The sequence below is a fragment of the Mesorhizobium sp. M1C.F.Ca.ET.210.01.1.1 genome (assembly GCF_004791585.1).
GTDB lineage: Bacteria > Pseudomonadota > Alphaproteobacteria > Rhizobiales > Rhizobiaceae > Mesorhizobium.
The window spans coordinates 83519-102506 of sequence record NZ_SRUU01000024.1; the positions used below are offsets into that span (position 1 = coordinate 83519).

13 protein-coding genes and 2 pseudogenes are annotated in these 18988 nt (G+C 59.4%); 9 read left to right on the forward strand and 6 right to left on the reverse strand.

Annotated elements, in window-relative coordinates:
• Window positions 1–25 precede the first annotated feature (25 nt).
• Genes EN853_RS23815 through EN853_RS23835 form a run of 5 tightly spaced genes read left to right on the forward strand, consistent with a single transcriptional unit; the run spans window position 26 to window position 5885 of the window.
• Entirely contained in the window at window positions 26–718 is a 693-nt protein-coding gene (locus EN853_RS23815; protein ID WP_127861718.1) for a type IV secretion system protein, read from the forward strand.
• A complete protein-coding gene (locus tag EN853_RS23820; protein ID WP_127861719.1) occupies window positions 715–1524 on the forward strand; it encodes a TrbG/VirB9 family P-type conjugative transfer protein in 810 nt (269 codons plus the stop codon). The genes EN853_RS23815 and EN853_RS23820 overlap by 4 nt, the downstream gene beginning before the upstream one ends.
• A complete protein-coding gene (gene virB10, locus EN853_RS23825) occupies window positions 1524–2750 on the forward strand; it encodes a type IV secretion system protein VirB10 (protein WP_127861720.1) in 1227 nt (408 codons plus the stop codon). Before EN853_RS23820 ends, virB10 begins: the two co-directional genes overlap by 1 nt.
• Complete coding sequence (gene virB11 / locus EN853_RS23830; protein WP_127861721.1) at window positions 2731–3747, forward strand: P-type DNA transfer ATPase VirB11; 1017 nt, start codon at window positions 2731–2733, stop codon at window positions 3745–3747. Before virB10 ends, virB11 begins: the two co-directional genes overlap by 20 nt.
• Window positions 3744–5885: a type IV secretory system conjugative DNA transfer family protein gene (locus EN853_RS23835; protein ID WP_127861722.1), complete on the forward strand. Its 2142-nt coding sequence runs from the start codon at window positions 3744–3746 to the stop codon at window positions 5883–5885. Before virB11 ends, EN853_RS23835 begins: the two co-directional genes overlap by 4 nt.
• A gap of 25 nt (window positions 5886–5910) precedes the next feature.
• Here EN853_RS23835 and EN853_RS23840 read toward each other — a convergent pair whose 3' ends face one another.
• From EN853_RS23840 to EN853_RS23860, 5 genes are all read right to left on the reverse strand, one after another.
• The gene (locus tag EN853_RS23840; RefSeq protein WP_127861723.1) at window positions 5911–6375 is read right to left on the reverse strand and encodes a hypothetical protein; all 465 of its coding nucleotides are present in this window, start codon (window positions 6373–6375) and stop codon (window positions 5911–5913) included.
• Window positions 6376–6425: 50 nt separating this feature from the next.
• Complete coding sequence (locus tag EN853_RS23845) at window positions 6426–6782, reverse strand: hypothetical protein (RefSeq protein WP_127861724.1); 357 nt, start codon at window positions 6780–6782, stop codon at window positions 6426–6428.
• Window positions 6783–7021: 239 nt separating this feature from the next.
• On the reverse strand, window positions 7022–8116 hold the full coding sequence (locus EN853_RS23850; RefSeq protein WP_127861725.1) for an ABC transporter ATP-binding protein: 1095 nt from the start codon (window positions 8114–8116) through the stop codon (window positions 7022–7024).
• Between the two features lie 96 nt (window positions 8117–8212).
• On the reverse strand, window positions 8213–10396 hold the full coding sequence (locus tag EN853_RS23855) for an iron ABC transporter permease (protein WP_127861726.1): 2184 nt from the start codon (window positions 10394–10396) through the stop codon (window positions 8213–8215).
• A gap of 109 nt (window positions 10397–10505) precedes the next feature.
• Window positions 10506–11528, reverse strand: coding sequence for an ABC transporter substrate-binding protein (locus EN853_RS23860; protein ID WP_127861727.1), 1023 nt, complete (start codon window positions 11526–11528; stop codon window positions 10506–10508).
• 216 nt (window positions 11529–11744) lie between these two features.
• On the opposite strand from EN853_RS23860, the gene EN853_RS23865 reads away from it, so the two are divergent.
• The 4 genes and pseudogenes from EN853_RS23865 (at window position 11745) to EN853_RS23880 (ending at window position 15432) form a co-directional block, all read left to right on the forward strand.
• Window positions 11745–12491, forward strand: coding sequence for a response regulator transcription factor (locus EN853_RS23865; RefSeq protein ID WP_127861728.1), 747 nt, complete (start codon window positions 11745–11747; stop codon window positions 12489–12491).
• Window positions 12488–14644 (forward strand): ATP-binding protein, encoded by a 2157-nt coding sequence (locus EN853_RS23870; RefSeq protein WP_127861729.1) that lies wholly within the window; start codon window positions 12488–12490, stop codon window positions 14642–14644. The genes EN853_RS23865 and EN853_RS23870 overlap by 4 nt, the downstream gene beginning before the upstream one ends.
• Before the next feature lie 59 nt (window positions 14645–14703).
• Window positions 14704–14876: pseudogene (locus EN853_RS23875) on the forward strand (transposase); the annotation flags it as partial.
• 45 nt (window positions 14877–14921) lie between these two features.
• Window positions 14922–15432: pseudogene (locus EN853_RS23880) on the forward strand (nucleoside kinase).
• A gap of 294 nt (window positions 15433–15726) precedes the next feature.
• Here EN853_RS23880 and EN853_RS34125 read toward each other — a convergent pair.
• The coding region (locus tag EN853_RS34125) for a hypothetical protein (protein ID WP_210234807.1) at window positions 15727–18988 on the reverse strand (3262 nt) is incomplete at its 5' end.

Sequence of the window (18988 nt, forward strand, 5' to 3'; positions counted from 1 at the left end):
CAGGCAAAGTAAGGGCTGGATCAATATGGCAGACAACGAAGGTGCTCTGAGGAGCTATTTTCAGGACGGCGATCGATGGGAAAAGGAGATTGTCAAGAAAGCGAAGCGCTCTCGGTCGCTTGCATGGTTCGTGGCGCTGCTTTTCGGAGTGATCACGTTGCTGGCACTCGTCGCGCTCGTTCTCTTGGTCCCGCTGAAAAGCTTCGAGCCATATATCGTCGAGGTCGACAAGAACACCGGCTATATCGAGGTCAAGACAGGCTTGACCAAGCCGTTGACTCTGACAGAGACGCAAGCCATCACGCAAGCCAATGTGGTACGCTATATCCGCCAGCGCGAGGGCTATGACCCGTTCGCCATCGAAGAAAACTTCGGCGTCGCCGCTCTACTGTCGACCGGGGATGCGGCACGCGAGTTGGCAGAGCAGTACAGCGCAGCCAACCGGAACAATCCGGCCAAAGTCTACGGCAAAAACAAGCGCGTGCTGGTCGACGTCAAGTCCGTGACGTTCTCGAATGCCAGCACAGCGCTGGTCCGGTTCTCGACGACGGAAAAGTCCGACACGGATTCGATCGTGCGGCACTACATTTCGGTTGTGCGCTACCGGTATACGGACACGCCGGAAACGAATGAATGGCGGTTTGAAAACCCTCTCGGATTCCAGGTCTACAACTACCGCCGCGACCAGGAAACGGTTACGCCGGGAGACGAGGGATGATGAGGCGCCTGCTGTTTTCGGCGGCGCTTTCCGTCGCCATCCTGACTCACGCCCATGGCGCGCAAACGCCTCGTCCGGGCAACCTCGACGGGCGCGTTACCAGTGTCGTCTATCAGCCGAACAACGTGGTCACGGTCAATGCCACCTACGGCATTTCGACCATGATCATTTTCGACGAAGACGAGAAATTCGAAACGATCTCGCTCGGCGATACGGAAAGCTGGCAGGTGGCACCTTCCGAGAAGGGCAACATCCTGTTCGTCAAACCGGTCGCCAAGAACGTCACCACCAATATGAACGTGGTGACGACGAAACGAATTTATTTCATCGAGCTGCACGATTATGCGCCAGAGGCAGGCCGCAAGGTCTTCGGCGTGCGCTTCGTCTATCCAGAGAAGGATCTGAACGCCGCCTTGCGCAAAGAGGCAGAATATAGGGCGGCAAACCCCAACGTTTCGAGCATCGACAAGGCCAACGTCAACATTGACTACTCGTTCTCGGGCGACGCGGCCCTGAAACCGTCGATGGTCTTCGATGACGGCAAAAAGACCTTCTTCAAATTCAACGGCCGCGTGCCGGCGATCTTTGCCGTTCAATCGGATTTTTCCGAGACGCTGCGCAATTTTCGCAAGGAGGGCGAATATCTCGTCGTCGATGGCGTCGCCACTCAATACACGCTGCGCGACGGCGATCAGTGGACGTGCATTTTCAACCTTCGAAAGCCCGACTTCGGGACCCCAGACCCCGACGTCCTCGGCCCGGCTCCCGATCGCCAGGCTAAGAAGCGCTGGAGGAGCGGCAACTGATGAAGCAATCTCCAGAATTGGAGGCCATGCTTGCCGGCGACGATACGGCCATCGCCAACAAGAATGCCAAACGCAATCAGCTGCTCGGCGGTGCTGCACTGCTAATCGGTGGCGTTGTCGCTGCCTATTTCGTTCTCTCGCCCGCCAAAGAAGCCTCTCATGACATCACCCAGGGCGACGAAGAGTTTCGGACCACGACCTTCCGTCCACCGTCATTCGTGCGCGAGCAGAATAAGCCCGAGCCGCAACCCAACCCGGCGATCATCAATATTCCTCCGCCGCCCGAACCGGCTGAACCCAGGGTCGATACGACGGAGTTCAACGTTCCACCGCCGCCGCCTCCGGTTGCTGAGCCGGCCGCCGCGCCGCCCCCCGCGGACGGACCGCCACCGGAAGAATTTCCGCAACGCTACAAATCAGGACTGATCTCGCTCGACCAGGCCAAGGCTGAGGACGGCGCCGGCAGGCTTGGTGGCGCCAATGGCAGCGGCCCTACGGTCGCAGGTGAGGACCGCAACAGCAAGTACCTCGCTGCCGCATCGAGCCTGGCCGACCGTGGCGCGAAAGCCACCCAACTCAAGCGCATTGATGCCTTGATCCCCGAAGGCACCCTCATTCCCGGTATCCTCGAAACGGCGATCAACAGCGACTTACCGGGGGAGATTCGGGCGATCACGTCTCAGGATGTTTATTCCTTCGATGGCCGCCGTATCCTGATCACTACGGGAACGCGACTGATCGGTGAGTACCAGTCCGATGTGACCAGGGGACAAAAACGTATCTTCGTCATCTGGACGCGGCTTATCCGTGACGATGGCGTGAGCGTCCGGCTGAATTCGATCGGAAGCGACAGTCTCGGCCGTTCCGGTCTCACCGGCCATGTCGACAACAAATGGCGCGAACGTTTTGGGTCGGCCATCGTCCTCTCCATCGTTGGCGCCGGCGCCAGCTACCTGACCGGCTTCGGGAGCGACCAGGCGTACGGCAAGAACAACGACGATGCCAAACGCGGCGAGGAACTGGCGCGCGATACGATTGCTCAAACCTTCAGCGACATGGCCAACCAGGCCTTGAGCGAAAATCTCCGCATCCCACCGACCATCAGCGTTAGTCAAGGCGAGCGCATCTTTGTGTATGTCCGACAGGATCTCGATTTCAGCGCCATGTACGACGATCCCGTCACCGAAGCGATGAAGGAAATTCAACGTGAACGTCGCCGTCGGTAGAGCCCACAATCCTTATCATTTTCTCGATCGCGCGCTGTCGCCGCTGAAACCATTCCTGGAAGACCCGCGCGTCGTCGAAATTTCGATCAACAAGCCGGGCCATGTCTATGTCGAACGTCTCGGCTCCGATCATATGGAGCATCACCAGATTCAAGAGCTGACGGCCGCCGAAATCCAGAACATCGGTGAGCGCGTCGCCGGCGCGACAAGTCAGTTTATCAGCCACTCCAAGCCCGTTCTCAGCGCCGCGCTGCCGACAGGCGAACGCATCCAGGTCGTCCTACCACCGGCTGCTCCGGAAGGCGGTTCGATCTCGATCCGCAAGCAGGTGGTCAACAACTTCACGCTCGAGGAGTATCGCGACAGCGGTTCACTCGACAAAGTATCAGTCGCTGTCGGCGGCCTAAGTGACATCGATCGCGACTTGATTGCCCATCTGCGCGCCGGCCGTATCTATGACTTCATCCACACGGCGATCACGAAACGGGTGTCGATCCTGATCAGCGGCGGCACTTCCTCCGGCAAAACGACGTTTCTCAACGCATGCTTGAAAAGCATCGATGCCAATGAACGCATTCTGACGCTGGAAGACACGCGCGAACTGTTTCCGCCCCAGGCCAACAAAGTGCACCTCCTCGCCTCAAAGGGTGATCAGGGCACGGCTGATGTGACGATTCAAAGCCTGCTTGAAGCATCGCTTCGCATGCGCCCCGATCGCTTGTTTGTCGGCGAGATCCGCGGCGCCGAAGCTTTCTCGTTCCTCCGAGCGATCAACACCGGACACCCCGGCAGCATGTCTACTGTCCATGCCGACACTCCGATGGGTGCCTACGAGCAACTTGCCATGATGATGCAACAGGCTGGGATGTCGTCAGGTTATTCCAAGGCCGATCTGATGTCGTACATTCAGATGGTCATCCCGATCGTCATCCAGCTGCGCCGCGACGGGGGCAAGCGCGGCGTGTCGGCAATCTTCTTTGGCAGGGATGAATCATGAGCCAAGGCTTGAAGGCCTTTTACCTGCTCTTCTGCACCGGAATCGTGTTTGCAGTCTGGATCCTCGCCTATGGCCTCGGCCTGCAGATTTTTTTCCGTGACGGCCGCATTCTCGAAGCGACGATCACCGCCAATCCACTCGCACCATTGCAGCAACTCTGGCTCTACAAGAGCAACACCACATTGCAGATGGTGGCGATCGGGTCGCTCGTCCCTGCCCTGCTCGCAGGCGGCCTCGTCGCTTACACCGGCCTTCGGCCGCAAGGCAGCCCACTCGGTGACGCGGCCTTTCAGGACATCTCCTCTCTGCGTCGCGGCAAGTGGTTTCGCAAAGCCGGCCATGTCTTTGGCCGCATCGGCAGCAAAATCCTGCGCACCAAGGATGATCGCCATCATCTGATCATCGGGCCGACACGATCGGGCAAAGGCGCCGGCTATGTCATCCCCAATGCTCTGATGCATGAAGGGTCGATGATTGTTACCGACCTCAAGGGAGAGATTTTCAAGGCGACGGCTGGCTATCGCCGGCGAAACGGCAGCCAGGTCTACCTATTCGCGCCAGGCGCGGAGAGGACCAATCGCTACAACCCTCTCGACTTCATTCGCCAGGAACGGGGAAATCGTACGACCGACATCCAGAACACGGCGAGCATTCTCGTTCCCGAAAATACCGAATCCGAAAACTCGGTGTGGCAGGCGACCGCTCAACAGGTCATGGCAGGCGCTATCAGCTATGTGCTGGAAAGCCCATTTTACAACGGCCGGCGCAATCTCGGTGAGGTCAACTCGCTCTTCAACAGCGGCGTCGACCTGCAAGCGCTGGTGAAATTCATCAAGGCAAAAGAGCCGTACCTGTCCAAATTCACATTGGAAAGCTTCAACGCTTATCTGGCCCTTTCCGAGCGCGCCGCCGCTTCGGCTTTGCTCGACATCCAGAAGGCCATGCGGCCATTCAAGAACGAACGTATCGTCGCCGCGACGAACGTCACCGACATGGATCTCCGTGCGATGAAGCGCCGGCCGATCTCTGTCTACCTCGCGCCCAACATCACGGATATCACGCTGCTCAAACCGCTCCTGACGCTGTTCGTGCAACAGACAATGGACATTCTCACCCTCGAGCACGATCCGAACTCACTGCCGGTCTACTTCCTGCTCGACGAATTTCGGCAGTTGAAGAAGATGGACGAAATCATGATCAAGCTGCCCTATGTGGCAGGGTACAAGATCAAGCTCGCCATCATCATTCAGGACTTGAAGAATCTCGACGAGATTTACGGCGAAACCTCCCGGCATTCGCTGCTCGGCAATTGTGGTTATCAGCTCATTCTAGGCGCGAATGATCAGGCGACCGCCGACTATGCATCCCGTGCGCTCGGCAAGCGGACCATCCGCTACCAGTCGGAGTCCCGCACGATCGAGCTCTTCGGCCTGCCAAGGCGCACGAAGGTCGAACAAATCCGTGAACGTGACCTGATGATGCCGCAGGAAATCCGGCAGATGCCGGAGACAAAGATGGTCCTACTTATTGAAGGCCAGCGCCCGATCTTCGGCGACAAGCTGCGCTTTTTCGAGACACAGCCGTTCAAGTCCGCTGAAGCCTTTTCGCAGACGCACATGCCGGATGTGCCACCGATCGAATATCTCCCGGTACAGCCGGTTCCGGCTTTGACCGACGACTACAACCGGGCAGGCCAGCCGGCCGAAGATGTCGGGGCCCCGACTACCGGGATGGCTGATTCCGAAAAGAGAATCTCATCACCAGTTAATCGCGCTGAGGCGATGCCAACTATCGCTCCGACCGTGAAACCGGCGCCGGCAACAAAGGCGTCCGCAGCTCGCACCGTAAATCACAAAGCCAGCCTGCCGAAACCGAAACGCGATAAAGCGGCGTCGAGTGGCGGGTCTGGAAACGAAGCGGAGGCAACACCGGACGTAACGGGTATCGACGCGCGAATTAAGGTTGCTGAAGAAAGCCTGAAACCTAGCGCTGAACGCCTCAAGGAGACGGTTTCTCAGAAAGTCGAAAAGCTCGGCCAAGCATCGCCCCTGAAACGGCGGAACTATCTCGACATTTTCGCGACGACGGTTCCCGATCCCGTCGAACTCGGCCTAGTGCCCGCCGAAGGCCAAGCATAAGGGGCCGCGTCCGATGGCTCGACCGCTATTCTAAAGACTGGAGAATGGTGTCGATCTCTTCTAGCAATGAGTAGCAGTAAGAGATTCGCTCCGGTGCCTGTCGCGCGAATTCCACAAAATATTCCGCCGCGCCCATCACTGCCAATTCAGCGCCGATGGATCCCTCCAACCGCTGCTTCCACATCATCGCATCTCCAAGGGGCATATCGCCCATTTCGGATGGCCACGCTTCAACGCCGAGTCCGCCATCCTCGTCTGTTCGCAGGCAGAGCATCGACTCCTTATTGACCAGTGTAAACGCAAGTGGGACATATGGCGCAGTATAGCAATACTCTCGCTCACGCTTGAAGGTCTCTATACTCGCCTTGAGGCGCGAACGGGCCATCTTGGGATCATTGAACCTCTCCAGGAGCATGAGCGCGTGTCGACGCACGGCTGAAATCTGGGCCGGCTTACTTTTGTCAAATAGTTCGTCTGAATATTTCGACATCCTCGACGCGACCCTGAATGCTGACGATGAGGCATATTGTGCTGCGCCCATCACGAGTTACGCCAGTAGACGTCAAGTTCCCCGAGCTTGGCCGGTCGTCTATCCGCGACGCGCGAGCAAGGGTCTGCGCTGCATTCCACAAGATGCTGCGAGAACTCCCTGCCCTCGGCCAAAGGGGATGTTTGGCGCGCTAAAGTGGCGATGACGTTGTCAGGCTCGACATGAACGTCCAAATCCGGGAGCGCGCCGACGGGCGGCCGTACGCTGCCGGCAGCGAAAATCGCACGATATCGCGACGGGATTTCCTCCCAAAGCGCCAACCACATCATGGTCGCATGACCCGCCGCTGCCTTGCGCGCCAGTTCACGCATCGAGCAGAATGCGACGTCCGCCGGATGATCGAGCATATACTTCGCCGCCAGCATAAGCTACTGCGGCATCTCCCCGAACTGGTCGAGAAGCAGCTCCTCAACATCGTAGGGTGCTCCTGCCCCGAGACTCGAGGACACGAGGATTTCGTCCTTCGTCGCAAGCCGTTGGACCATATCTCCCCTCCTTTGTTGCTCTATTGAGAATTCCACGAACTTGCCGGCGATGCTTCTCGTCGAACGCGAAAGCCGCACTTCGCCTCAGGCTTCACTCGGTTTCAGTCAGTGACAAGCTTGAGCTTGCTGGGATCGAGAAGCAGTCCGACCGACCGTGAATCCATGTTCCGGATGGGAGCCTGATATTCGGTGTGGTAGAGCAGGCCGATTGGCGAGTTGATCCGGTAGAGAATCCTGTCGCCCAAAAAGGCGCAGGATTCGATTTCTCCGACCAAGCCGTCATGGGCTTCTGTGTGAACTAGACGAAGCGCTTCCGGGCGGACCACCAGCTTTGCCGGCCCGGCCAGGAGCGCCGCATCCGAAACTGCTATCTCGGAGCCTGCGATCATCGCGACCCATTGCCCGTCCCTGGACTGGCGCGCTTCGCACTCTAGTAGGTTGGCTTCTCCAATAAAGCTCGCGATGAAGGAAGACCGGGGGTGCTCGTAGAGCCCGGCCGCTGTTCCCTGCTGCGCGACGCGACCCGATTGCATCACGACCATCGCATCGGATACCGCCATCGCCTCCTCCTGGTCATGGGTAACGTAGACCGTCGTGACGGCCAAGCGCTGCTGCAGGGAACGTATCTCGTCGCGAACCAGGCGTCGGAGCTTTGCATCGAGGTTCGACAAGGGCTCGTCCAGCAATAGAACTTCCGGTTCCAGAACGACGGCACGGGCCACTGCGACTCGTTGCTGTTGCCCGCCGGACAGTTCGCTGGGTAGCCGAGTGCCGTAGCCGGCGAGGCCGACCATTTCCAACGCCTGCTCAGCCTTTAACCGTGCTTCAGTCTTGCGTATCCCCGACATCAGCAGGCCATAGGAGACGTTCTCGATCACGCTCATATGGGGAAACAAGGCGTACGACTGGAAAACCATGGCGACGTTGCGATACGTCGCGGGCAGCATCGAGACGTCACGGCCGCCGATCACGATTCGGCCGTGTGTCGGCAGTTCCAGCCCTGCGATCATGCGCAGTGTAGTCGTTTTTCCACAGCCGCTCGGTCCGAGCAGGGTGACCAGCGATCCCGGTTCGATGTCAAAGCTGACATCGTCTACGGCGCACACACTCCCATAGGCTTTGGACACGGCCTCGAACACCACGCGACCATGCTCAGCAAACACCGTGTTTGCAGCCGCTCTCGGAGTTTGCAGCATGAAACAGTCCTCCTTTCGTGACCCCGTCGATGAGCGCCAGACGGTGTTATGCAACATATGTTGCCGCCGCATGACGCCCGTTGTCTTGTCCAGCGCTCATGACCGAACCGGAGCTGCCGCTATTTTGGCAAGGCGTTCGTGCCGCCGCAGGCGGCGGGTTCCGAAAGCGAGCTGAACGGCGATAACGACCACAAGCATGACGGCGATGAGAACATTGGCGTAGGCAATCGCCATGCCATAGTTCCCGTTCTCGACGAGACCGACGATGTAGGCTGTCGCCATGTTGTGGTCGGCGCTTACCAGGAAAATGACAGCGCTCACCGAGGTGATGGCGCGGATGAAGGAATAGGCGATGGCCGCCACAATGGCCGGACGCAGCAGCGGCAGCACGATCTTGCGCAGCGTCTGCGAACTGTCGGCGCCAAGCGTCAGCGAGGCTTCGTCCAGGCTGTGATCGATCTGCTTCATCGCAGCGATGCCGCCGCGAACACCGACCGGCATGTTACGGAATACGAAGCAGAGGACGAGGATGACGCCGGTGCCGGTCAGTTCGATCGGCGGGACGTTGAAAGCCAGGATGTAACTCAAGCCAACCACAGTGCCGGGAACGGCAAAGCTTAGCATCGTCGCAAACTCGAAGGCGCTTTTTCCGACGAATTGCTGGCGAACCAGAAGCCAAGCCGTCAACAGTCCGAGGGCGGCTGTCAAAGGCGCTGCAATCAGCGAAATGCTGAGGGTTGTCGCCAGCGAGCCCCACGCCGAGCCGTTCCAGATCAGCTCGCCATCCGACCAGCCAAGACCGAAAGCTTCGCGATAATGGTCGAGCGTGAATGCGTGGTCGAGACCCCACAGTTTCACAAAGCTGCCGTAGACGATCATGCCGTAGACGACCACCGTCAGCGCAAGCCAGGGAAGCGTGAGGCAATGGACGACCAAGGCATGGGTGCTGGACAATGGCGTGTGTGCGCCATTGTCGCCCTTGCCTGTAATGGTCGCGTAGTTTTTTCGCCCAACCCAGCGGCGCTGGAGCAAGAATGCGCCCAGAGTGAACAGGAGCAAGATGATGGCGAGCACAGCCGCGCGCACCTGATTTGCTTGGGCGCCGACCACTGCGAAGTATATCTCGGTGGAAAGAAAGCCGTGCGCGCCGCCAAGGACGAGCGGATTGCCGAAATCGGCAAGGCTTTCGATGAAACCCAGTAGGAAAGCGTTTGCGAGTCCGGGCCGTAACAGCGGCAGCGATATCGTGCGCATGGTGGCTGAAAGGTCTGCCCGCAGGGTCTGGGCCGCCTCTTCGAGCGACGGACTGACGCCCTCGACAACACCGATCAGAACCAGGAAAGCAATCGGTGTGAACGCAAGCGTCTGTGTCAGCCAAACGCCCCAGAAACCGTAAAGCCAGCGCCCGGCTTCGATATCCGCCACTTGCGACACCCAGGTCGTTACGGCGCCGGCACGCCCGAAAAGCAGGATAAGCGCCAAGCCCACCACAAAAGGCGGCGTGATGATCGGCAAGACAGTCAGGGCGCGCAGCAATTTTTTCGCGGGAAAGTTGGTACGGGTTATCAAAAGCGCGAAAGCCAACCCAAACAGTGTGGTGCTGCCTGCCGTCATCAGCCCGAGGAGCAGTGAGTTGATCGCCACGCCGCAACTGCGCCCGCCAGACAGGCACGCAAGACCCCAGATATCTCTTCCGGCCGCGGTGGTGAGAAATGAAGTGATCGAACCTTGCCCTCCAGAGGGAGCGAAGGCTTGAACCAGGACGTGCAAAATCGGGTAGAAAACAAACATGCCGACAAGCGCCAGAACAAGGCCGATTGAGGCGATGGTGAAGGCGTCCCGGTTGCCCAAGCCTAACTTCGACCAGACGATGGCCACACAAACGAACAGGCCCCCACAGGTGATCATCGCCCCATAACCGAGCGCGCTGGAATTGACGGCGGCCAAAAATTCGAGTCCGGTCCAGCGTTCCACGAACGGCGGCGCGACAATTGCCAGCAAGGCCGCAACCAACCCGACCAGGAGCAATCGCTCCCAGCCTTGCAGGAAGCGCATATCAAAGGCCGACAGCAGCGCCAGAGCCAGGGACAGGAAAGGCAACGCTAGCAAAAGCCGGCCTTGGAAAAGCAGGTGAAGAAGGCCGGGGGCGCCGGCTTCGGACAGCAAACCGCCGGCTTCAATCCAATCCGGCTCGAACAGGCCGTACTCGACACCAAACCAGGGAAAGAGGCAGAACCCCGCAAGGCCGAGTGCCGCAGAAATGGCGAGGGCGCGTTGCATGACGTGCTCCCTTCTTGGCGCGCGGACGACGTCCGACGCATGATCTTCGGTTGAAGTCGGCAGTTGGGCAGGTCCTGACCCGGCCTGAGCCTAACTAAGGATTCCTCACCTACCTGGCGGCCTTGATTTCGCTGTCGAAACGCGACAGCAGTCGGGCCCGCACATCGGCAGAGCCGTAGGTGGCGAAGTCATAGTCGACAAGCTTGATCTTGGTGATGTCTGGCGCTCCCGGCGGAACGGAAGCCTTGCCATTCGAGGGCACTTGGTTCTGTCCGACCGCGGCTCCCGTCGCCTGCCCCTCCGCGCTGAGGGCATAATCGACGAACAGCTTGGCGTTCTCCAGATTTCGGGCTCCCTTGACGATGCTGACGGCGCCGATCTCGTAGCCGGTTCCCTCGCAAGGGGCGACGATCTCCAGAGGGAAGCCGGCCTGCTTTTGGGTCACCGCATCATGCATGAAGGAGATGCCGATCAAGGTTTCGCCGCGGGCGGCCGCCTTGACCGGGGCTGAACCCGACTTCGTGTAGTTGTTAACATTGTGGTCGAGCTCGCCGAGGTATTTGAAGGCCTCGTCTTCGCCGAAGATTTGGACCAGCGTGGCCAGCACCGTATAGGCTGTTCCGGAAGAGTTCGGATTGGCGATTTGTATTTCGCCTTGATAGGCCTGGTTGGCGAGATCCTTCCAGCATTTGGGCGCTGGAAGGTTCTTTTGCTGCAGGATTTGCTTGTTGTAGGCGATGCCAAGCGCACCGGCATAGATACCGGCCGCGCGACCACCAGATATCTCGAAGAAATTCTGTGCCCAAGGCAGCAAATCGGCCCTGTTGACTGAGGTGTATGGCTCCAACAGCCCTTCGGATGAGCCCTGCAACTGCGGGTCGCCTGTGCCACCCCACCAAACGTCGACTTTGGGGTTTTCCCTCTCGGCACGGACCTGGGCGAGGATCTCGCCGGAGCTCTTGCGCACCATCGACGCGTCGATGTTCGTCTTGCGCTCAAATGCCTTCTCGAATGCGGTGCACCATGCCTCATCCGCGCCGCAAAGGACGTTGAGCCTGCCGCTTGCCTGCGCGACCGGCACTGACGCCAGCAATGTCGCAAAAGCCACTCCAGTGAGCATCCCAATCTTCATACTATCCTCCCTTCCGACGCAGCCGGCCATGTCCTCAAGGCCGCCGGAAAAGGATCTTACATGAAGCGAAAATCGCAACTCGATTTGTGTTGCGAGCCTTTCACGCCCCGCTCAATCTGCTTTCAAAAATGGCAATTGTTACATTTGTGACGAAGCCGGTCATTAAGCTCCCTTTTGAAATCGCCGCGCGCGACTGTATGTTGGTACCAGGAGGAGTTGCTGTTGGAAAACATCAAGATCCTGATCGTGGAGGACGATCCGGAGATGTCTGAACTGATCTCCGATCTCGTGTTCTCCGAGGGTTGGATGCCGATCGCCGTTACATCGGCGGAGGAGGCTTGGCGGACGCTCGCGCAACAGCGCGTTCACATCGCTCTGATCGACCATAATCTGCCGGGGCTATCAGGACGCGCTTTCGCGCAGCGTCTGCGCCAGGAACAGAACATCGGCATTTTGCTGGTGACTGCATCTGGCAGCGCTGCCGACCGTGTGTTGGGCCTCGAGACGGCCGCCGACGACTATGTCGTAAAGCCATTCGAGCCGATCGAACTAGCGGCGCGCATCAAGGCTGTTCTACGCCGGTCGACGCGACATTCGCACCTGGAGCCAAACGGTCCTTCACGAGAAGAGGCAGAACCGAGACTGCGAATCGGAAACTGGCAGATCGACTTCAAGCAGCGGCGCGCAGTATGCCTGGATGATCCCGCCGCCACGCTGACGAACTCGGAGTTCGCACTCCTGGAGGTTCTGGCCGAAGCACCGGGCGAAGCCGTCGATCGCGTTCGCATACTCAATCGGCTGGGTTCGGATGACGATCGCTTTATCGATCGCAATGTCGACGTGCTGGTGCTGCGGTTGCGCCGCAAGATCGAGCTCAATCCTTATCTGCCAAGGCACATCAAGACACGGCGGGGCAAGGGCTATGTTCTGGTGGTGGATCCTGCGAGCGAGGCTGCGGGTTGAAGCATCGATCGTTTTTCTCTTCCATAGCGTTCCGGTTGCCGTTCGCGATCCTGTCTATCTGCGGGCTGGTGGCAAGTCTCGCGCTCGTGGCGATCTACGGCCTGTCTCGGGCACAATCGGAGATGACCTCCTACAGCTCGACCGCCTTCGCCAGCCTGGCCAAGGCGTCGACGATTTCGCGGCAGGTGTCTACGCTGCTGTCGACGGCACCGTTTCTGCTCAATACGACGTCGCCCTATAGGCTCTCCAACGAAAGTCTGCAGATCGTTCGCCAGATCGACGCTCTGATGGAATATGTCGGGCGCCAGCCTGCCGATATTCTAGCCGATCTCGACGAAGACGACCGAACCCATCGGGTCCTCGACGTGCTTTCGGCGATCCGAAAGGAGACGCTTGCGCTTGCCGACAATGCGGACGAGGCGCAGCGCTACAAGAGCCTTGTTGGTGCTACCGTGGCGAAACTGGAGGCGCTGCAGCAAGAACCCAGGTTCGTGCCAACAAACAACGTCGCCCTGAAGCAGATTGCGATATCGGCGGCAGCGTCCGACAACTTTCTCCAACTGGGCGAGTTGCAACGCCAATATCTGAGGCTCAGCGAACCGCCCGGCAGCACGAGCCCCGCGGTCGAGGCCAAAGGTACACTGGCGCTTTATGACGGCGTTTTCGAGCTGCGCCAGGCTTATCTCAGCCGCATGTTCGCAGTCCGGTCGGCGCTCACCCGGCTCGGCACGGCTTCACAAAATCTGGGGGCGGCCACAGAAGCGCAGTTCATGGGTACAGGGCAAACACTGAGCAAGGGGTTCGCTTCGACGACCCAGGCACTCAGTCATTTGCGCCAAGTCATCCTCGCCGCCCTGTTGCTGGTTATTGCGCTCAGCGTCGCTGCAATCCTCACGGTGATCCGGGTGTCCAAGGCCATAATGGGGATTTCCGAGGGCATGCATCAGCTGGCTCGGGGCGAGAAGGACGCTCAGGCGCCGCGCTTCGAAGGTCCTGAAACAGAACTGCGTAACCTTGTCCGGGCTTTCACGGCATTCAAGGCAAGTGTCGACCGCGTCGCGCGCCTGCGGAGCACCGCCGAGGCTGCTGCACGCACCATTCGATCGACATTTCGCAGCATGAATGAAGGTATCGCCATATTCGACCATTCAGGCCGGCCGATAACCATGAACCACCGTATCATCAAGCTGATGCAGCAGAAACCGTCCGCCCGCAAATTGCCGGCGCGCTCCTTTGCGTCGAAGATCAAAGAAATCGCCCCGGACCTGCTTCCTGATGGTCTGGCGCACCCGGGCAATTTGCGCAACCCGATAGTCCTGCGAGCCAGATGCTCGGCACAGAGTGTCTTGGAAATCTCGCTTTCACGACAGGCGGGCGAACGGGTAGTGATGCTTGTCCGCGACATCACGGAGGCGGACCGCCAAGAAGCTGATGCCAGGAGAGCGCAAAGGCTCGACGCGACGATGCGCATGACGCACCAGGTCAGCCACGAAGTCGGAAACATGATCGGCATCATAACGGGCAGCTTGGGTCTGTTGGAAAAGGCCTCGCCCCTTGACCCGATGCAACAGCGCCATCTGGCGCGCATACGCAAGGCGGCGGAGCGCGGAAAGACGTTGGCCAGCAGCATGCTTTCGGCTGCAAGCCACCAGGTGCTTGCTCCGGCACGATTCGATGTCAGCGCACTGCTGCTGGGAATGCTGGATGTTCTCGAGATGGCTGCCGGCAATCATTGCGTGATAAGGCTCGATCTGCGCCGGCCGTTGCCGCCCGTCTTCGTCGACCCTGCTCTGTTCGAGCAAGCGGTCCTTAATCTGTGCTTGAACGCTGCCGCAGCTATGCAAGAGGGTGGCGAAATCCTCATCACTGCCGAGCGACGGCAAGCGATGCTTGCCGTCGAAATCTGCGACCGAGGGAGCGGGATGGCACCTGAAGTGATGGACCGGGCATTCGAGCCCTATTTCACGACGCGACCGAACAGGGGTGGCACGGGGCTTGGCCTGGCTGTCGTGTACGGCTTCGTCCGACAGAGCGGCGGAGAGGTGTCGATCCACTCACGCCTGGGCGAAGGCACACGCGTCGAAATGCTCTTTCCAGCACTGCCGGAGCACCGCGGACACGAACAATCCCCGGAACTGGCGAACGAGCATTAGGGAGCAGATCGTCAGCGGTGGCCGCTGCATACGCAGGGTGTCATTCCGGCCCCCTACCGGACCGGTTGATCGCACCCGATCACGTCGGCCCAGACATCCGGCTCGACTATTGTTGGGCGCATGCACGGCGCAAGCTAGTCGAGATCATCCGCGCTGGCTCAGCGCCGATTGCGGAGGAGGCGTGAAGCGGATCGGTGAACTCTATCGCATCGAAGCCGAGTTGCGTGGCCTCAGAGTTCTCTTCTCGCCGGATTGAACGACATGATAAACGGCGCCTATGGGAATCAAGAACTATCTGATCGAAGGGGGTTCCGGCACTGGAAAAACGTCTGTCGCTACCGAACTGGAGCGGCGGGGTTACCATGTCGTCGATGGTGACCCGGGTCCTGGCCTATGTCGGCGACCCTGAAACAGGCAAGTCACTGCCAGGCCCCCCCGAAGGCGAGGATCGCATCGTTTGGGGGTACGCGCACTGGATTTGGCCCGTCGACAAGGTCCGGACCATTGCTGCCGACCCCACCCATCCTGCCACCTTCTTCTGCGGCGGATCGCGCAACTTTCACAAATTCCTGGACTTATTCGACAAGGTTTTTGTGCTCGACGTAGACGTTGAGACATTGAACCGACGACTAGATGGGCGACCGAATGAGCCAGGTTTCGATTTGGCCGAGCGGCGGCTGGTACTGCGCAACCATCATACCCGGGAATATCTCCCGGTTGGCATCGATATCGACACGGCGGGTACGGTCCCAAGCGTCGTCGACAATATCCTAGCTCAACTCGGCTGAAGCCCTGGACGCATCGTGAATGGGGTGGGAAGCACTCGAATTGCGGGAAGCCGCTAGTCTAGCCGCTGAGCGGCTCACTGGCGGCGCTGAGACTCTGCAGCCGACCGGCAGCTTGCAGATCGGCAAGCCGGACGCCCAACGACTGACTTGAAGGCGCGAAGCAGCCGTCCCGTCATGGCGGCAATCATCGAAACTACCAAAAGCATCTTGGTCAAGGTGCGACAGCGACACCGCTTACGGTGAAACTGTTGGTTATGTTGGCATAGGGAATGTCAGAACCTTCAGGAGGCAAGATCAGTTCGGCAGATAGATCCTGTCTCCGGGAAAGATCAAGCTCGGATCAGCGATATGGTCCATGTTGAGCATCACTGTTTCCGCGACGTCCACCGAATGGCGACTGGCAACAAGGCGAATGCTGTCGCCATCCTTTGCCTCCACCCACCGATATCCAAGCTCATCCAGGTCGGGATTGAGGCGGCCATTTTCGGCCAGGCCGTCCTTCGGGCGCATTTCGACGAATGTCTCGAGGTTGAGGCCGTCCCCGGAGATGACGAGTTGCTGAGGCGCAGGAGGATCGAGGAGAACCAAAGGCCCGGAAATTTCAGACAGTTCCGGCGGTCGAGTTGGTTGGGCCGGCCCGGCCGCAGGCCACACGGGCACGTAGCCATCTCCGTCGAGCGCTTCCATGCCCTCAAATGTCCAGTCCAGAATGCTGCGGCTCTTTGAATCTTCCTTGTCCGAAAGAATGTCCTCGATGACCAGCAATGTCGGCACAACAACACCGAGGGAGATGGAGCTCCAGCGGATCACCGGCTTGGCTTTGGTAGGGATTTCCAGCTTTTCCATGAGGTCCGGGTTGAATCGCAGCCTTTCGCCAATCTTCAGATGGGGGTCCTGCTGGACCATGACCCACGCAATGCTGCTCGCTGTCTGGCTATACAACAAGCCGGCCATAACGGTATCTCCCCTGATCGCGTAGTATGTTCCGAGCATGATGTAGCTGGCAGCACTGAACAGGCTCATATAGTCGCCGACCGTGTTCCATTTTTTTCGCTCGGCATCGAGCTTCTGGAGTTCTTCTTCTTTTTCAGGCGATCTTGGAAACGGATAGGTCTTCTTGAGGTTGTCGATCTTGCTCAAGATTGCCAGATATATCGCCTTGACAAACATAGTCGGCCCTGCCCGCACCGGATCGGAGGGATAGGTCAAGCCGCCGATCGGCTTGGCGAGCCAGTTGAGGAACATGTTGAATGGCGCAGCAAACGAAAGCAACTTGAAGAAATATCCGACCTTGGTCGCCGGCGCCAAAGAACTGCCCGGATATTTCTCGGCCGCCTTGTGGCTGATTTCGTTCCCTTCCGTCTTGCTCGGCGACGCCTCGCCCAGAATCTGGTGAAGCGTCCTGTAAACCTCTCTGGCGCCCCACGTCTCCAACAGCCTTTCGGCGAGAATGCCACCGTCCTGGAGATCGTCGGGTCCTAGGCGATCCAGCTTTTCGGACAGCTCCTGGAGGACAGTCTCCCGATCCTTGTTGTAGTACTCGCCAGACTTGTCTTTCGCCATCCAATTGATAACATTGGCGAATTCTGGCTCTTCCAACCATCCTTGAACAATCTCTGCGGATGTAGGCCGGCTCTTCCCGCTTACATCGGTCATCCCGGGCATGACCTTGCGTGCCTCGGACGACACGGCTCTGAATGCGTCGCGATAGTCCGCACCGGCCTGCGCGACGAGATCGACCATCGCCCAAACATCGTCGGTTTCAGCCTCGGTCAGCTGCGCCCCTCCGTTGCGCGGGCCCGCATCCAGGATCTTGCCAAGCCGGGTTGCGGCCCGTTCGGTGCTTCCCCTTGCGGCTAGGTCGAATACCCCGGCCAAGCGCTTGCCGAGCTTGTAACCATGCAGTCTCAGCAGCGACTGGAGGTAGTGCGGTAATGTGGGTGTTCCGGCGGGCTCATGCCTTCCTTTCGGGTCAATCTTGTTGGGCAACGCCTCGCGCATGAGTTCATAGAGGGTCTGGTAGGCCTCTCTGGCCTCCCGCGTGCTCGAAAGCTTTTCGGCAAGCACGCCGCCGTCCGGGATCTCGTCGGCGGCAAGGTCGCCGAGTTTCAGCGACAACATTTGCAAGATCGTCTGCGAATCTTGACCGTAATATTCGCTGGCCTGGTCCTCCCGCATTGCCGTCACGATGGCGTCGATCTCAGGCACATCCTGCAGATGTTCCGAAAGCCAGCCGTGCACGACCCCGCCGGAAGCAGGCAGTTTGCGGATATCGATCTCCGGCAGCGCCTCCCGCAGTTTGGGCAGCAGCGCTTTTCTCGCCTGCTTGTATGCGTCGCCGGCCAGCACGATTTGGCTCACCAGGTCCCGCAGAGCGTCCGCTTCCTCTCCATTGAGCTTTGCGGCGCCCCACCAGGGAGCATGTTTGATAACCTTTTCCAGCAGCTCCTCGGCCTCATCCTTCATCCCCCTCGCGGCCAGCTCAAACACGTCGATCATGGAATGGTTCTGGCTCAACCAACTCAGTTTCGAGTAGGCCGACCCGACGTTTGCGATCCAGCCGGCAAACGCGCTGCTCATGATGTCGAACGGCCCCAGATTGCCGAGGCCGAGTTGCACCGCCAGTGTCCACAGCGCGGCTGTCCTGAGGTTCAGGGGCGGCGGCGTGCTGCCCTCTTTTGTTACGGCGCCGTCAAGAGGTTCCCCACGCAACGCATCCGGGAGCCGGGCGGGGTCCGCGAAGTCTGGATTGTAGACCGGCTCGCCGATCAGGCGTCCGTCGGGACTCACCCGCCTGGCCGCGAGAATCTGCTCCGGAGGAATCGTGTCGCTGAAACGGATTTCGTAGTGGTTTCCCCTTGGGAAGCCTCCTTCCACAGGCAACGAGGAGACGATATCCCCGTCGGACACATCATACACGACGGTATAGAGCCACCCGCCTCTGCCGTCAGGCCGCCCATCCTCATCCGCGCCTTTTGCAAAGCCCTTTGCGTCGGACGCCGATAGGGATGTCGAGATCATGCCATTGGGATAGGACTGACCGTCCTCGGTGAAACCATCAACAAAGATTTCATCAGGGCCGCGCGTATCGCCGCGAAACAGGATCGTCGGCTCCTTTTGTTCGGGCAATGGGGTGTAGGCATCTTCAGCGGCCCGAGGCAGCCGGGCTCTCAGGGCACTAGGCCGGTAATCGGGACTTGATTTATTGACCGGCCTTTGCACGTGCGGCTTCTGCGCGTCATTGGTGGCTGCGCCCGCAAGGTCCGCCACCTCTCCTTCGTCGACCGCATCCTGGAGATCGTCGCCGCTCCGGTGGGCACGGTGTTGATTGCTCTCGTGCACGATCCCGACGCCGCCGAGGCTGAGCATGGCGGGACCCATGACGGCCATCAGCCAATCGCGGGCCTTGGCGTCGTCGCCGGCGAGCAACACCTGGCGCAGGCCGTCGAGGGAGAGCCAGCCGCCGGTTCCCAGATCGATCAGGTTGCCCGCCTGCGTGCCCAGATACGCGGATTTCGCCGCCCGCGTCACCAGCCCGGGACCGGCGGCGTCGAGC

What these genes read in the sequence shown, in the direction of transcription:
- EN853_RS23815 (WP_127861718.1), top strand. Translation starts at nt 26, where the DNA reads ATGGCAGACAACGAAGGTGCTCTGAGGAGCTATTTTCAGGACGGCGAT.
- EN853_RS23820 (WP_127861719.1), top strand. Translation starts at nt 715, where the DNA reads ATGATGAGGCGCCTGCTGTTTTCGGCGGCGCTTTCCGTCGCCATCCTG.
- virB10 (WP_127861720.1), top strand. Translation starts at nt 1,524, where the DNA reads ATGAAGCAATCTCCAGAATTGGAGGCCATGCTTGCCGGCGACGATACG.
- EN853_RS23835 (WP_127861722.1), top strand. Translation starts at nt 3,744, where the DNA reads ATGAGCCAAGGCTTGAAGGCCTTTTACCTGCTCTTCTGCACCGGAATC.
- EN853_RS23840 (WP_127861723.1), bottom strand. Translation starts at nt 6,375, where the DNA reads ATGTCGAAATATTCAGACGAACTATTTGACAAAAGTAAGCCGGCCCAG.
- EN853_RS23845 (WP_127861724.1), bottom strand. Translation starts at nt 6,782, where the DNA reads ATGCTCGATCATCCGGCGGACGTCGCATTCTGCTCGATGCGTGAACTG.
- EN853_RS23850 (WP_127861725.1), bottom strand. Translation starts at nt 8,116, where the DNA reads ATGCTGCAAACTCCGAGAGCGGCTGCAAACACGGTGTTTGCTGAGCAT.
- EN853_RS23855 (WP_127861726.1), bottom strand. Translation starts at nt 10,396, where the DNA reads ATGCAACGCGCCCTCGCCATTTCTGCGGCACTCGGCCTTGCGGGGTTC.
- EN853_RS23860 (WP_127861727.1), bottom strand. Translation starts at nt 11,528, where the DNA reads ATGAAGATTGGGATGCTCACTGGAGTGGCTTTTGCGACATTGCTGGCG.